We start from the raw sequence: 13,590 nt of genomic DNA on the forward strand, positions 1-13,590 counted from the left end.
CACCTAGGGAAGGACCGCGCACCATGAAGGCCGCCGTAGTCACCGACTTCACCCGGCCCCTGGAGATCCAGCACCGCGTGATTCCGCGGCCGGCGGCGCACCAGGTCCTCGTCCGTATGGAGGCGAGCGGGCTGTGCCACACGGACATCCACGCCGCCGCCGGTGACTGGCCGGTCAAGCCGAACCCGCCGTTCGTCCCGGGCCACGAGGGCATCGGGATCGTGGAGGACCTGGGCGAGCGGGTCGGCCACATCAACGTCGGCGACCGGGTCGCCATCGCCTGGCTGGGCGAGGCGTGCGGCCACTGCGACCACTGCGTGTCCGGCTGGGAGACGCTCTGCCTGAAGCAGCGCAACACCGGCTACTCGGTCGACGGCTCCTTCTCGGAGTACGCGGTCGCGCACGGCGACTACGTCGTGAAGGTCCCCGACGGCCTCGACCCCCTGGACGCCGCCCCGCTGACCTGTGCGGGAGTGACGACGTACAAGGCCGTGAAGGTGCCGGGCGCGGGCCCCGGCAAGCGCGTGCTGATCTCCGGGATCGGCGGCCTCGGCCACCTCGCGCTCCAGTACGCGCGGATCGCGGGCGCGGAGACCGTCGCCGTGGACGTCACCGACGACAAGCTGCGCCTCGCGCACGAGCTGGGCGCCGACCATGTCATCGACGCCCGCGGCCAGGACGTCGCCGAGGCGGTGCGCAGGCTGGGCGGCGCCGACGTCGCGATCGGGCTCGCCGTCTCGAACGCGTCGCTCCGGGCGGCGTACGGCTCGCTGCGCAGGCACGGCACGCTCGTCCTGGTCGCGCTGCCGGCCGGCGGCAAGCTGGAGCTGCCCGTCTTCGAGCACGTGCTCGACGGCAAGAGCGTGATCGGTTCGATCGTCGGCACCCGGCAGGACCTCGCCGAGGTCTTCCAGCTGCACCGCCTCGGCCGTACCCGTGTCATCCGCGAGCAGCGCAGGCTCAAGGAGGTCAACGAGGCGATCGAGGACATCCTGGCGGGCCGGGTCGCGGCCCGGCTGGTCTTCGACTTCCGCTAGACACCGCACACGCGCCGCGCCCGCACACGCGCCGCACCCCCAGGGCCGTCCACCCCGTAAATAGCGGGAGGGGCGGCCCCGCCGTGTCGGCTACGATTCTTTGATTCGACTGACGTACACCGTCACCGCACGCAGCGACTTGGGAGCAGCCCCCGATGGCTCGACACCTCATCACCAGCGCCCTTCCGTACATCAACGGAATCAAGCACCTGGGCAACATGGTGGGGTCCATGCTCCCGGCGGACGTGTACTCCCGGTACCTCCGCCAGCGCGGCCACGACGTCCTGTACATCTGCGCCACCGACGAGCACGGCACGCCCGCCGAGCTGGCCGCGAAGGAGCAGGGCCTGCCGGTCGCCGAGTTCTGCGGACAGGCGCACGACGCGCAGAAGGCCGTGTACGACGGCTTCGGCCTGGCCTTCGACCACTTCGGCCGCAGCTCGTCGGCGCAGAACGCGGAGCTCACGCAGCACTTCGCGCGCAAGCTGGACGAGAACGGGTTCATCGAGGAGCGCGCGATCCGCCAGGTGTACTCGCCTGCCGACGGCCGCTTCCTGCCGGACCGCTACGTCGAGGGCACCTGCCCGCACTGCGGCTACGACAAGGCGCGCGGCGACCAGTGCGAGAACTGCACGCGCGTCCTCGACCCGACGGACCTGATCAACCCGCGCTCGGCGATCTCCGGCTCCACGGACCTGGAGGTCCGCGAGACGAAGCACCTCTTCCTGCTCCAGTCGAAGCTGCAGGTCGAGGTCGAGGAGTGGATCGCGCGGACCGCGGGCGAGTGGCCGCAGCTGGCCTCCTCCATCGCCCGCAAGTGGCTGACCGAGGGCCTGCACGACCGCGCGATCACCCGTGACCTGGACTGGGGCGTCCCCGTCCCGGCCGACACGTGGCCGGAGCTGGCCGCCGAGGGCAAGGTCTTCTACGTCTGGTTCGACGCCCCGATCGAGTACATCGGCTCGACGAAGGAGTGGTCCGACCAGAACCCGGCGGACCGCGACTGGAAGTCGTGGTGGTACGAGGCCGACGACGTCCGGTACACGCAGTTCATGGCCAAGGACAACGTCCCGTTCCACAGCGTCATGTTCCCGGCCACGGAGATGGGCGTACGCGAGCCGTGGAAGAAGGTCGACTACCTCAAGTCCTTCAACTGGCTGACGTACTACGGCGGCAAGTTCTCCACGTCGCAGAAGCGCGGCATCTTCACGGACGCCGCCCTGGAGATCCTGCCGGCCGACTACTGGCGCTACTTCCTCATCGCCAACGCGCCGGAGTCCGACGACTCCTCCTTCACGTGGGAGCACTTCGCGGCCACGGTGAACAAGGACCTCGCCGACACCCTCGGCAACTTCGTGAACCGCGTCCTGTCCTTCTCCCGCAAGCGCTTCGGTGACGACGTGCCCGCGGGCAAGGAGGCCGGCGAGGCGGAGGCGAAGCTCGGCACGGAGATCGCCGCGCTGCTCGCCGAGTACGAGGCCCAGATGGAGGCTCTCCAGTTCCGCAAGGCCGCGTCCGCGCTGCGCGCCCTGTGGTCCGCGGGCAACTCCTACCTGGAGGAGAAGGCCCCCTGGCTGGAGATCAAGACCGACCCGGAGGCCGCGGCCCTCACGCTGCGTACGGCGATGAACCTCATCCACCTGTACGCGGTCGTGTCCGAGCCCTTCATCCCGGCCTCGTCGAAGGCGATGCGCGGCGCGTTCGCGCTGGCCGACGACACGGCCACGTGGGTCACCGCCGAGCAGGCCGCGGCCCTGGACACCGTCCCCGCGGGCACGGCCTTCACGGTCCCGCCGGTGCTCTTCGCGAAGATCACCGAGGAGGACCTGGAGTCCTACCGCGAGCGGTTCGGCGGCGCTCCGGAGTAAGACATTCCGCGGGAAAGGGGTGCGAGGGCCGGTCCTCGCACCCCTTTCCCGTACCCCGTTACTGGCATGTTCACGACCGCGATTAGGGTTTCGCCATGCCAGTTCCCGCAACCATCCCGATCGCCCACGAGCCGGACCACCGCACCGCCACCATCGGCCGGTACTCGGACGGCCAGTTCCTGGCCACGGTCACCTACGCCTTCCCCGAGGGCTACCGGCCCGACGACGGCTGGGAGGAGCACAAGCGGCTCTACGCGGTGCTCCACACGTTCGACGCCTCGGGCCGGTACCGCGACTCGGAGATCTGGTGCGCGGGAACCTGGGCCGAGGGGGCCGAACTCGCCCAGGCCCACGCCCACTTGGACAAACTCCTGGCAGCCCTGCCCGGCCGCACCTACGCCGACATCGCCGTCCGCCCCTTCCGGCTCGCGGTCGACCGCGTGCTGTTCGGCCTGATCGCCGAGGACGACGACGAGGGCGGCTGGGCCGAGCTCTACCCGGACCGCCTCGGCTTCGGCGAACCGTGGGACGGCCGGTACGACACCTGAGCGCAGCCCGCGGCGACGCCCGTCAGGAAGCCGTCGACGCGGAAGCGCCCGGCTGCGTGTCCGCGCTGTCGTGCGTCTCGTCGGGTGCCACGGCCATCGTGATCGACCCGATGACGCCCTTCGCGATGCGCCCCTTGCCGTACGTCAGCTTCAGCAGGCCGCCCGTCGTCCCGCTCTGGTCGTAGATCGTGTCCTCGGTCAGCGTCGTGCGCTCGGTCGTGCTCGTCGAGTACGGCGCGACCTTCCCGGAGGCGATGACCGCGGCCTCCTCGAAGAAGAACTGGCCGGTGTGGCAGGTGTGGCCACCCTCGTAGCCGGCGTCGGTCCACTTGCCGTCCACATGGACCTTGGTGTGGATGTGCACGGCACGGCCCCGGTACCAGCCGGGGAAGATCGTCCTGAACTCGACCCTGCCGTGCTTGTCCGTCTTCCAGGTGCCCCGCAGATAACGCTCGTCGTCGGTGGGCTCCTCGTGCCCGCCGCCACCGCCTCCCCCGGGCGGGGCGCCCGTCGGGGTGCCGGACGGCTGGTCGGTCGGGGCTCCGCTCGGAGCGCCGCTCGGGGGCGTGCCGCCACCGCCACCGCCACCGGTGGAGAGGGACTCGTACCCGGAGTAGATCCCGAGCGCGTCGCAGTGCCAGATGTCGACCGCCGCGTTCCGCACGGGCTTGCAGGTCTCGGCGTCGATCACCTTGAGGCGGAGGACCATCGGGATGCCCTCCTTGTCCTCCGTGATGTCGCGGCGGAGCTTGTCCGCGTCGATGTAGTACGGGCCCTCGGTGGTCTCCGAGGTGAGCCGGTAGCAGGACTCCGCCTCGGACTTCCTGTCGGCGGTGTCCGTCTCCCCGGCGAACGCGTTGGCGGCGATGGAGCCCCCGACGCCGACGGCCGCCACGGCGGCTCCGCCCGCGAGGATGACCTTCCTGCGGGTCATGTCACGTTTGTGCGCTGGTCCCTGAGTCTCTGTCATGGGAAGCGAAGCTAGGACCGCCACCTGTCAGGGACATGGGGACGGGCTGTGAGTCCGCACAGCGAAGGGGCCGGAACCGATCAACGGTTCCGGCCCCTTCGGAGACTGGCGGGCGTTACTTCTTCTCGGCCACCGGCTTGCGGAGCTGGATGTTCAGCTCACGCAGGCGCGTCTCGTCGAGCTCCGTGGGCGCGCCCATCATCAGGTCCTGCGCGTTGCCGTTGAGCGGGAACGCGATGGTCTCGCGGATGTTGGGCTCGTCGGCGAGGAGCATGACGATGCGGTCGACGCCGGGGGCGATCCCGCCGTGCGGCGGGGCGCCGAAGCGGAACGCGCGGAGCATGCCCGCGAACTGCTCCTCGACGGTGTCACGGTCGTAGCCCGCGATCTCGAAGGCCTTGAGCATGATCTCGGGCTCGTGGTTGCGGATCGCGCCGGAGGACAGCTCCACGCCGTTGCAGACGATGTCGTACTGCCAGCCCAGGATGTCCAGCGGGTCCTTGGTCTCCAGGGCCTCGAGACCGCCCTGCGGCATGGAGAACGGGTTGTGCGAGAAGTCGATCTTCCCGGTGTCCTCGTCCTTCTCGTACATCGGGAAGTCGACGATCCAGCAGAAGCGGAAGACGCCCTCCTCGAAGTGCCCGGCGCGCTTGGCGGCCTCGACACGGACGGCGCCCATGATCTTGGAGACCTCGTCGAACTCGCCCGCGCCGAAGAAGACGGCGTGGCCGGCCTTCAGGCCGAGGCGCTCGGTGAGGACCTTGACGTTCTCGTCCGTGAGGAACTTCGCGATCGGGCCCGTGAGGGACCCGTCCTCGGCGACACGGACCCAGGCGAGGCCCTTCGCGCCCTGCTCGACCGCGTAGTCACCGAGGCCGTCGAAGAACTTGCGGGACTGCGACGCGGTGTCCGGGACGGGCAGCGCGCGCACGTGCTTCCCGGCGAACGCCTTGAACTCGGAGCCCTCGAACACGTCTGAGATGTCGACCAGTTCGAGCTGGGCGCGCAGGTCCGGCTTGTCCGAGCCGTACTTGAGCATCGACTCGCGGAACGGGATCCGCGGGAACGGGGACGTGACGTGGCGGCCGCCGCCGAACTCCTCGAAGAGCTCGGTCATGAGCTTCTCGATCGGCTGGAAGACGTCCTCCTGCTCGACGAAGGACATCTCCACGTCGAGCTGGTAGAACTCGCCCGGCGAACGGTCCGCGCGCGCGTCCTCGTCGCGGAAGCAGGGCGCGATCTGGAAGTAGCGGTCGAAGCCCGAGATCATCAGCAGCTGCTTGAACTGCTGCGGGGCCTGCGGCAGCGCGTAGAACTTGCCCGGGTTCAGGCGCGAGGGGACGACGAAGTCGCGGGCGCCCTCCGGGGAGGTGGCGCTGAGGATCGGCGTCGCCATCTCGTTGAAGCCGAGGGCCACCATCTTGGAGCGGATGGAGGCGATGACGGACGAGCGCAGCATGATGTTGCGGTGCATGCGCTCGCGGCGCAGGTCGAGGAAGCGGTACTCCAGGCGCCGCTCCTCGTTCACCCCGTCGTCCGCGTTGATCGTGAACGGGATCTGCTGGGCCGCGCCGAGCACCTCGACCTCGGTGGCCTCGATCTCGATCTCGCCCGTGGGCAGCTCGGAGTTGACGTTGTCGGCGCCGCGCGAGACGACCTTGCCGTCGACGCGGACGACCGTCTCCTTGGTCAGCTTGTCGAGGACCTCGGCGGCGGCGGTGCCGGGGCGGGCGACGAGCTGCGTGATCCCGTAGTGGTCGCGCAGATCGATGAAGAGGATGCCGCCCAGGTCGCGCCGATTGTGCAGCCAGCCGCTCAGCCGGACGTCGGATCCGACGTCAGAGGCGCGGAGCTCGCCGCAGGTGTGGGACCTGTACCGATGCATCGTCGTTCATCCAGTCTTTGCGATTGGGGATTGGCCGGGCATGCCCGAAGCCCCAGGGTACCGGCCGCCCCATGATCGCTCTGCGAATAGCCTCGGTGGCCGTCCACGATCACCTCTTCTTAGAGTGGGGCCATGCGCACTGGTGACCCCCTGCCGCCCGTGGGGGACGTTCTCGCCGCCCTCGACACCGGTGTGTGGCGGTGGGACAACCGGGCCGGGCTGGTCACCTTCGACGCGGAGGCGGCCCGGCTGCTCGGCCTGCCCGAATGCCCGGTGACGCTGACGGAGGCCACCGTGCGGTCCCGCTTCCACCCCGTCGACTGGAACGAGATCGACGGCGTCGTCCAGCTCGCCGTCGCCGAGGGCACCCTCGCCGAGGCCCGGCTGAGGATCATGGACGATCAGGGCGTGGTCATCAGGACCGTACGCAGCCGTTCCAAGCCGATCGTGCACGGCGACTCGCAGGCGTTCGAGCTGATCGGCACGCTCCAGGAGGTCAGCGAGCCCACGCCCGGGTCCGCCGCGCTCACCCCCGTGACCGGCGACTGGCGGCGCTCCCGTGAGGCGTTCCTGCTGGACGCCGGGCGGGCGCTCGCCGAGGCGGGATCCACCGAGGAGGTCCTGCGGGTCGCGGCCGGGCTCTCCATGCCGGGGTTCTCGCCGGACGGCCTCGCCGTCTTCGGCGTCGGCGGCGACCGGCTCACGGTCATCGGGCACCACGGGCACGAGCCGGGCGAGGAGGGGCCCTTCACGGACATGCCCCTGGACACCGACTATCCGGCCGCCGAGGTGGTGCGCACCGGCCGCGCCGTCTATCTGTCGTCGCCCGAGCAGTACCGCCTGCGCTACCAGGCCGCCTGGCCGCTGGCCCAGCGCTTCCACCGGCAGTCCTGGGCGTTCCTGCCACTCATCGTCGCCGGCCGCACCATCGGCACCTGGATGGCGGCGTTCACCTACCCGGTGTCCTTCACACCCGACGAGCGCTCCGTCCTGACGACGGTGGCGCGGATGCTGGCACAGGCCCTGTCGCGCGCCGGGATCACCGAGTCGGAGCGGGAGCTGACGGACGGGCTCCAGCGCTCGATGCTGCCGACGCTCGGCCCCGACATCCCGGGGATGAGCGTCGCCGCCCGCTATGTCCCGACCGGCGGCGGCCTCCAGGTCGGCGGCGACTGGTACGACATGATCCCGCTGCCGACCGGGCGCATCGCGCTCGTCATCGGCGATGTGCAGGGGCACGACGTGCGGGCCGCGGGCCTGATGGGACAGCTGCGGATCGCGCTGCGGGCGTACGCGTCCGAGGGGCACGGCCCGGACGCCGTCCTCTCCCGCGCCTCGCGCTTCCTGTACGGGGTCACCGACTCCATCACGTACGGCTCCACGGGCGGCCCCGGCAAGGGCGTCGAGAAGGGCTCGGAGGCGGGCGACCCGCGCTTCGCGACCTGTCTGTACGTGGAGGCCGACCCGAAGACGGGAACCCTGGAGATCGCCCGCGCGGGCCATCCCGACCCCGCGATACGCATGACCGACGGGACGGTCCTGGTGCGGCCCACCGCGGGCGGGCTGCCCCTCGGCGTCGACCCCGACGCCGACTACCCCACGACCCGGCTCACCCTCGAACCCGGCGACACGCTGCTGATCTGCACCGACGGCCTCATCGAAACGGGCGGCCACGACCTCGACACCGGCTGGGCGCGCATCCGCGGCATCCTCGAGGAGCACGGGGAGCAGCCCATCGACCCCGACCGCCTGGAGGACCTCGCCGACGCGCTCGTGCGGGCCGTGCACGGCCCCTCCTCGCACTACACGACGGGCCCGCTCGCCGACCGGCGCGAGGACGACATAGCCGTGCTGCTCCTCGCCAGGACGGACCTGCCCGAGGCGCCCATGCCCGCGCGCCGCACCGCGATGACCGTCGCCCAGGCCGAGCCGGAGCGGGTCGCCGCCGCCCGCCAGCACCTGCGCGAGCTGCTGCACGACTGGAGCGACGAGGACCAGGTCGACTCGGCGGTCCTGATGATCTCGGAGATGCTCACCAACGTCCTCGTCCACACGGACGGCGACGCGCTGCTGGTCGCCGAGGTCACCGGCGGGCCCGCGCGGCGGCTGCGCGCCGAGGTCGCCGACGCCAGCGACGACCTGCCGCACAAGCGCCGCCCCGGCGAGCTCGCCTCGTCCGGGCGCGGCCTCGTCCTGATGGAGCTGCTCGCCCACCGCTGGGGCGTGGACCCGAGGGGCGAGGGCAAGAGCATCTGGTTCGAGCTCTACGAGCCCTCGGCCGACGTTTCACGTGAACCCCCCGACGGCGCCGACGGCCCCTCGCCTGCGGAGTAGCGCGTGCGCAGCTCCCCGACCACCCCGAAGGCGGCCGCCGTCACGGGCACCGCGAGCAGCATGCCGAGGATGCCCGCGACGGAGGCGCCGGCCGTGATCGCCAGCATCACCATCGCGGGATGCATCTGCACGGTGCGGGACTGGATCATCGGCTGCAGGATGTGGCCCTCCAGCTGCTGCACGGCCAGGATGACGCCGAGCACCCACAGGGCAGTCACCCAGCCCCGGTCGGCGAGCGCCACGAGGACGGCGACGGCGCCGGAGATCGCCGCCCCGAGGTAGGGGATGTACGCGCCGACGAAGACCAGGGAGCCGAGCCCGACCGCGCCGGGCACCTTCAGGACGAGCAGGCCGACGGTGATGCAGATCGAGTCGATGAGCGCGATCAGCGTGGTCCCGCGCATGAAGCCCTCGACAGCCTGGAAGGCGCGCCGCCCCATCGCCTCCAGGGTTTCCCCGGCGCGGCCGGGCGCGATGCTGTGCGCGAGGCCCGCGGCCCGGTCGGAGTCCTTGAGGAAGAAGAACGTGAGCAGCAGGGCGAGGACGCTGGTCGCGAGGAGCGAGCCGAGCACGGAGAGGCCGGCCAGCACCCCGCTCGCGGCGCTGGCGCCCCACTTGGACACCAGGTCCTTGAGGCTGCCGGCGGCGGATCCGAGGTCGTCGGCCGCGGTGATCCCGAAGTGGTCCTTGATCCAGTCGCCGGCTGCCCGCACCGAGTCGACGATCTGGTCGCCGGTGTCGATGAGGGTCTTGACGACGATGTAGCCGGCGCCGCCGACGACGGCGATGAGGGCGACACAGGTGAGGATGGCGGCGAGCGCCCGGCTGACCCTCCTGCGGATCAGCCAGCCGTGCACCGGCCCGAGCAGGGCCGTGCCGAGCAGGGCGAGCAGCAGGGGTGTGACGGCCGTCTTGAAGACGATGCACAGCCAGATACCGACGGCCGCGACCCCGGTGACGAGCAGGGCGACCACGCACCAGGCGGCGGTGCGGCGGGCTGGTTCGGGAAGAAGCGGCTTACCTGTACCTGTGTGCACCCCCACAGGGCATCACGCGCGCGTGGCCCCGACCTTCCGGGCGGGGCCACGCGAGTGACGGACAATCAGATACCGCTTACGTGTGCGGGATCCGCTCTCCCGGGATGACCCCGAGCCGGCCCGCCTGGAAGTCCTCGAACGCCTGCTGGAGTTCGTCGCGGGTGTTCATGACGAACGGACCGTAGTGCGCCATCGGCTCCCGGATCGGGCGGCCGCCCAGGAGGACGACCTCGAGGTCCGGGGTGTTGGAGTCCTGCGTCTCGTCCGCGCGGACGGTCAGCGAGGAACCCGCGCCGAAGACGGCGGTCTGGCCCATGTGGACCGGCCTGCGGTCGGTGCCGACGGTGCCGCGGCCGGCGAGGACGTACGCGAGGCCGTTGAACTCCTCGCGCCACGGCAGCGTCAGCTCGGCGCCGGGGCGGACGGTCGCGTGGACCATCGTGATCGGCGTGTGCGTGACGCCGGGGCCGTCGTGGCCGTCGAGCTCACCCGCGATGACGCGCAGCAGGGCGCCGCCGTCGGCGGTGGTGAGGAGCTTGACCTGGCCACCGCGGATGTCCTGGTAGCGGGGGTCCTTCATCTTGTCGGCGGCCGGGAGGTTCACCCACAGCTGGAGGCCGTGGAAGAGCCCGCCGGACATGACGAGCGCCTCCGGCGGCGCCTCGATGTGCAGGAGGCCCGAGCCGGCCGTCATCCACTGGGTGTCGCCGTTGGTGATGGTGCCGCCACCACCGTTGGAGTCCTGGTGAACGAAGGTGCCGTCGATGATGTAGGTGACGGTCTCGAAGCCGCGGTGCGGGTGCCAGGGCGTGCCCTTGGGCTCTCCGGGCGCGTACTCCACCTCACCCATCTGGTCCATCATGATGAACGGGTCGAGGTACTTGTAGTTGATCCCGGCGAACGCTCGGCGCACCGGGAACCCCTCGCCCTCGAATCCGCTGGGCGCGGTCGTCACGGCCAGCACGGGGCGGGCCACGGCGTCGGCGGACGCGGCCACACGGGGCAGGGTCAGCGGGTTTTCGACGGTCACTGCAGGCATGTCGGGACCTCCTTGTGCTCCGAGTTTAGTTGAACGTAGAACTTTCTGCCACCTGGAACACGGAACGCCCGGAGGGAATTCCCTCCGGGCGTCCTGGGTGCCTGCCTGCGTGGCGACGTCTAGCCGTACATCCGGCGCATCGCGAAGTCGACCATCTGCTCGACCGCCTTGGCGTCGAAGACCATCCGGTGTTCGCCCTCCATGTCGAGGACGAAGCCGTACCCGGTCGGGAGCAGGTCGATCACCTCGGCGCCGGTGATCACGAAGTACTTGGACTCCTTGCCCGCGTACCTGCGCAGCTCCTTGAGGGAGGTGAACATCGGGATGACCGGCTGCTGGGTGTTGTGCAGCGCGAGGAAGCCGGGGTTGTCGCCGCGCGGGCAGTACACCTTCGACGTCGCGAAGATCTGCTGGAAGTCCTCGGCCGACATCGAGCCCGTGGTGAAGGCGCGGACCGCGTCAGCCAGCGACGGAGGCGACGGCTCCGGATACAGCGGCGGCGCCTGCTGGCCGTACCCGCCCTGCATGCCCTGCTGCGGCGGCGCGTACTGCTGCCCGGGTCCCGCGGTCTGGTCGTAGCCGTACATGGGGGCCAGACTACCGAGGCGGGGCCGGAGCGCGGGCGCCGTTAGACCCTGCTCACATTGGCGGATCAGGGGTTGCGTCTTATTACCGACGGGTAGCATTATCGTAGGCGCTTGCTACTTGCGAGTAGTGCGTGTTTACGAAGATCCCGCTCACCAGCCAAACGGAGCCGTCGCCATGGGGCACTACAAGTCGAATCTCCGCGACATCGAGTTCAACCTCTTCGAGGTACTCGGGCGCGACAAGCTGTACGGCAGCGGCCCGTTCGCGGAGATGGACGTCGACACCGCCAAGAGCATCCTCGACGAGGTCTCCCGCCTCGCCGAGAACGAGCTGGCCGAGTCCTTCACGGACGCCGACCGCAACCCGCCGGTCTTCGACCCGGAGACCAACACCGCTCCGGTACCGGCGAGCTTCAAGAAGTCGTACCAGGCCTTCATGGACTCCGAGTACTGGCGCCTCGGCCTGCCCGAGGAGATCGGCGGCACGACCTCGCCGCGCTCCCTGATCTGGGCCTACGCGGAGCTGCTGCTCGGCTCCAACCCCGCGATCTGGATGTACTGCTCCGGCCCGGCGTTCGCCGGCATCCTCTTCGAGGAGGGCAACGAGGCGCAGAAGAAGGTCGCCGAGATCGCCGTCGAGAAGCAGTGGGGCTCGACGATGGTCCTGACCGAGCCGGACGCCGGTTCGGACGTGGGCGCCGGCCGCACCAAGGCCGTCCAGCAGGAGGACGGCTCCTGGCACATCGAGGGCGTGAAGCGCTTCATCACGTCCGGTGAGCACGACATGTCGGAGAACATCCTCCACTACGTGCTCGCGCGCCCCGAGGGCCACGGCCCCGGCACCAAGGGCCTCTCCCTCTTCCTGGTCCCGAAGTTCCACTTCGACTGGGAGACCGGCGAGCTGGGCGAGCGCAACGGCGTCTACGCGACGAACGTCGAGCACAAGATGGGCCTCAAGGCGTCCAACACGTGCGAGATGACGTTCGGCGACCAGCACCCCGCCAAGGGCTGGCTCATCGGCGACAAGCACGACGGCATCCGCCAGATGTTCCGCATCATCGAGTTCGCCCGCATGATGGTCGGCACGAAGGCGATCTCCACGCTGTCGACGGGCTACCTGAACGCGCTCGAGTACGCCAAGGAGCGCGTCCAGGGCCCCGACCTGGCCCAGTTCATGGACAAGACGGCCCCCAAGGTCACCATCACGCACCACCCGGACGTGCGCCGCTCGCTCATGACGCAGAAGGCGTACGCGGAGGGCATGCGCGCGCTCGTGCTGCACACCGCCGCCGTCCAGGACGACATCGCGGTCAAGGAGGCCGCGGGCGAGGACGCGTCGCAGCTCCACGCCCTCAACGACCTCCTCCTGCCGATCGTGAAGGGCTACGGCTCGGAGAAGGCCTACGAGCAGCTGGCGCAGTCGCTCCAGACGTTCGGCGGCTCGGGTTACCTCCAGGAGTACCCGATCGAGCAGTACATCCGCGACGCCAAGATCGACACCCTCTACGAGGGCACCACCGCGATCCAGGGCCAGGACTTCTTCTTCCGGAAGATCGTCCGCAACCAGGGCGCCGCGCTCAACGGCCTCGCCGAGGAGATCAAGAAGTTCCTCGCGGTCGGCACGGGCGGCGAGGCGCTCGCCCCGGCCCGCGAGGCGCTCGCCAAGGCGGCCGTCGAGCTGGAGGCCATCGTCGGCGTCATGCTGACCGACCTCGCGGCCACCGAGCAGGACACCAAGAACATCTACAAGGTGGGCCTCAACACCACCCGCCTGCTGCTCGCCTCCGGCGACGTGGTCGTCGGCTTCCTGCTGCTGCGCGGCGCGGCCGTCGCCGCCGAGAAGCTGGAGACCGCCTCCGCCAAGGACGTGGCCTTCTACCAGGGCAAGATCGCCGCCGCGAAGTTCTTCGCCGCGAACGTCCTGCCGGGCGTCGGCCTTGAGCGCCGCCTCTCCGAGAAGGTCGACCTCGACCTGATGGAGCTGGACGAGGCCGCGTTCTAGCCTCCGGCCCGCCAGTAGTCACCGGCGCCGCCACCCGGACACTTTCGGGTGGCGGCGCTGTCGTATCAGCTGGGTACGCCGAGTGGACGGCCGAAATCCCACCTCGGGAGGAACCATGACCGCCGAGGCACTGCCTGAGGCTTCGCAGCCGCGGCGCGACGATTCCAAATGGCCGGTCCCGCCACCGGACGGCTACACCGTGGACGATTTCTTCACGCTTGACGACCTCCCGCCGCACACAGAGCTGATCGACGGGAGCCCGGCTTTCGTCAGTCCGCAGCGC

At 70.1% G+C, this 13,590-nt stretch carries 10 protein-coding genes and 1 pseudogene; 6 read left to right on the forward strand and 5 right to left on the reverse strand.

Features of this window, described 5'->3' with window-relative positions:
* The first annotated feature begins 23 nt into the window (after positions 1 to 23).
* The 3 genes from adhP (at position 24) to OG574_RS23905 (ending at position 3,453) form a co-directional block, all read left to right on the forward strand.
* Positions 24 to 1,037, forward strand: coding sequence for an alcohol dehydrogenase AdhP (gene adhP / locus OG574_RS23895; RefSeq protein WP_326774874.1), 1,014 nt, complete (start codon positions 24 to 26; stop codon positions 1,035 to 1,037).
* Between the two features lie 155 nt (positions 1,038 to 1,192).
* Positions 1,193 to 2,905, forward strand: a complete 1,713-nt coding sequence (metG, locus tag OG574_RS23900; RefSeq protein WP_326774875.1) for a methionine--tRNA ligase — start codon at positions 1,193 to 1,195, stop codon at positions 2,903 to 2,905.
* A 95-nt stretch (positions 2,906 to 3,000) separates the two neighbouring features.
* Entirely contained in the window at positions 3,001 to 3,453 is a 453-nt protein-coding gene (locus OG574_RS23905; RefSeq protein WP_326774876.1) for a hypothetical protein, read from the forward strand.
* A 22-nt stretch (positions 3,454 to 3,475) separates the two neighbouring features.
* On the opposite strand, the gene OG574_RS23910 is transcribed toward OG574_RS23905, so the two are convergent.
* Positions 3,476 to 4,387 (reverse strand): intradiol ring-cleavage dioxygenase, encoded by a 912-nt coding sequence (locus tag OG574_RS23910; protein ID WP_442816844.1) that lies wholly within the window; start codon positions 4,385 to 4,387, stop codon positions 3,476 to 3,478.
* Between the two features lie 151 nt (positions 4,388 to 4,538).
* Complete coding sequence (aspS, locus tag OG574_RS23915) at positions 4,539 to 6,308, reverse strand: aspartate--tRNA ligase (RefSeq protein WP_100596470.1); 1,770 nt, start codon at positions 6,306 to 6,308, stop codon at positions 4,539 to 4,541.
* Between the two features lie 132 nt (positions 6,309 to 6,440).
* Between aspS and OG574_RS23920 the strand changes: the two genes are divergently transcribed.
* Positions 6,441 to 8,642 carry an ATP-binding SpoIIE family protein phosphatase gene (locus OG574_RS23920; RefSeq protein ID WP_326774878.1) on the forward strand — a complete coding sequence of 734 codons (2,202 nt, stop codon included), beginning with the start codon at positions 6,441 to 6,443 and terminating at the stop codon, positions 8,640 to 8,642.
* Here OG574_RS23920 and OG574_RS23925 read toward each other — a convergent pair.
* From OG574_RS23925 to OG574_RS23935, 3 genes are all read right to left on the reverse strand, one after another.
* Positions 8,573 to 9,679, reverse strand: coding sequence for an AI-2E family transporter (locus OG574_RS23925; protein WP_326774879.1), 1,107 nt, complete (start codon positions 9,677 to 9,679; stop codon positions 8,573 to 8,575). The genes OG574_RS23920 and OG574_RS23925 overlap by 70 nt on opposite strands.
* A 76-nt stretch (positions 9,680 to 9,755) precedes the next feature.
* Positions 9,756 to 10,718 carry a pirin family protein gene (locus OG574_RS23930; protein ID WP_326774880.1) on the reverse strand — a complete coding sequence of 321 codons (963 nt, stop codon included), beginning with the start codon at positions 10,716 to 10,718 and terminating at the stop codon, positions 9,756 to 9,758.
* Positions 10,719 to 10,837: 119 nt separating this feature from the next.
* Positions 10,838 to 11,305: an SseB family protein gene (locus OG574_RS23935; RefSeq protein ID WP_100596474.1), complete on the reverse strand. Its 468-nt coding sequence runs from the start codon at positions 11,303 to 11,305 to the stop codon at positions 10,838 to 10,840.
* A 175-nt stretch (positions 11,306 to 11,480) separates the two neighbouring features.
* Here OG574_RS23935 and OG574_RS23940 point away from each other — a divergent pair, with 175 nt between their 5' ends.
* Complete coding sequence (locus OG574_RS23940; RefSeq protein ID WP_326774881.1) at positions 11,481 to 13,307, forward strand: acyl-CoA dehydrogenase; 1,827 nt, start codon at positions 11,481 to 11,483, stop codon at positions 13,305 to 13,307.
* Positions 13,308 to 13,422: 115 nt separating this feature from the next.
* A pseudogene (locus OG574_RS23945) lies at positions 13,423 to 13,590 on the forward strand (Uma2 family endonuclease); the annotation flags it as partial.

Source organism: Streptomyces sp. NBC_01445 (assembly GCF_035918235.1).
Taxonomy (GTDB): domain Bacteria; phylum Actinomycetota; class Actinomycetes; order Streptomycetales; family Streptomycetaceae; genus Streptomyces.

What these genes read in the sequence shown, in the direction of transcription:
- adhP (WP_326774874.1), top strand. Translation starts at nt 24, where the DNA reads ATGAAGGCCGCCGTAGTCACCGACTTCACCCGGCCCCTGGAGATCCAG.
- metG (WP_326774875.1), top strand. Translation starts at nt 1,193, where the DNA reads ATGGCTCGACACCTCATCACCAGCGCCCTTCCGTACATCAACGGAATC.
- OG574_RS23905 (WP_326774876.1), top strand. Translation starts at nt 3,001, where the DNA reads ATGCCAGTTCCCGCAACCATCCCGATCGCCCACGAGCCGGACCACCGC.
- OG574_RS23910 (WP_442816844.1), bottom strand. Translation starts at nt 4,387, where the DNA reads ATGACCCGCAGGAAGGTCATCCTCGCGGGCGGAGCCGCCGTGGCGGCC.
- aspS (WP_100596470.1), bottom strand. Translation starts at nt 6,308, where the DNA reads ATGCATCGGTACAGGTCCCACACCTGCGGCGAGCTCCGCGCCTCTGAC.
- OG574_RS23920 (WP_326774878.1), top strand. Translation starts at nt 6,441, where the DNA reads ATGCGCACTGGTGACCCCCTGCCGCCCGTGGGGGACGTTCTCGCCGCC.
- OG574_RS23930 (WP_326774880.1), bottom strand. Translation starts at nt 10,718, where the DNA reads ATGCCTGCAGTGACCGTCGAAAACCCGCTGACCCTGCCCCGTGTGGCC.
- OG574_RS23935 (WP_100596474.1), bottom strand. Translation starts at nt 11,305, where the DNA reads ATGTACGGCTACGACCAGACCGCGGGACCCGGGCAGCAGTACGCGCCG.
- OG574_RS23940 (WP_326774881.1), top strand. Translation starts at nt 11,481, where the DNA reads ATGGGGCACTACAAGTCGAATCTCCGCGACATCGAGTTCAACCTCTTC.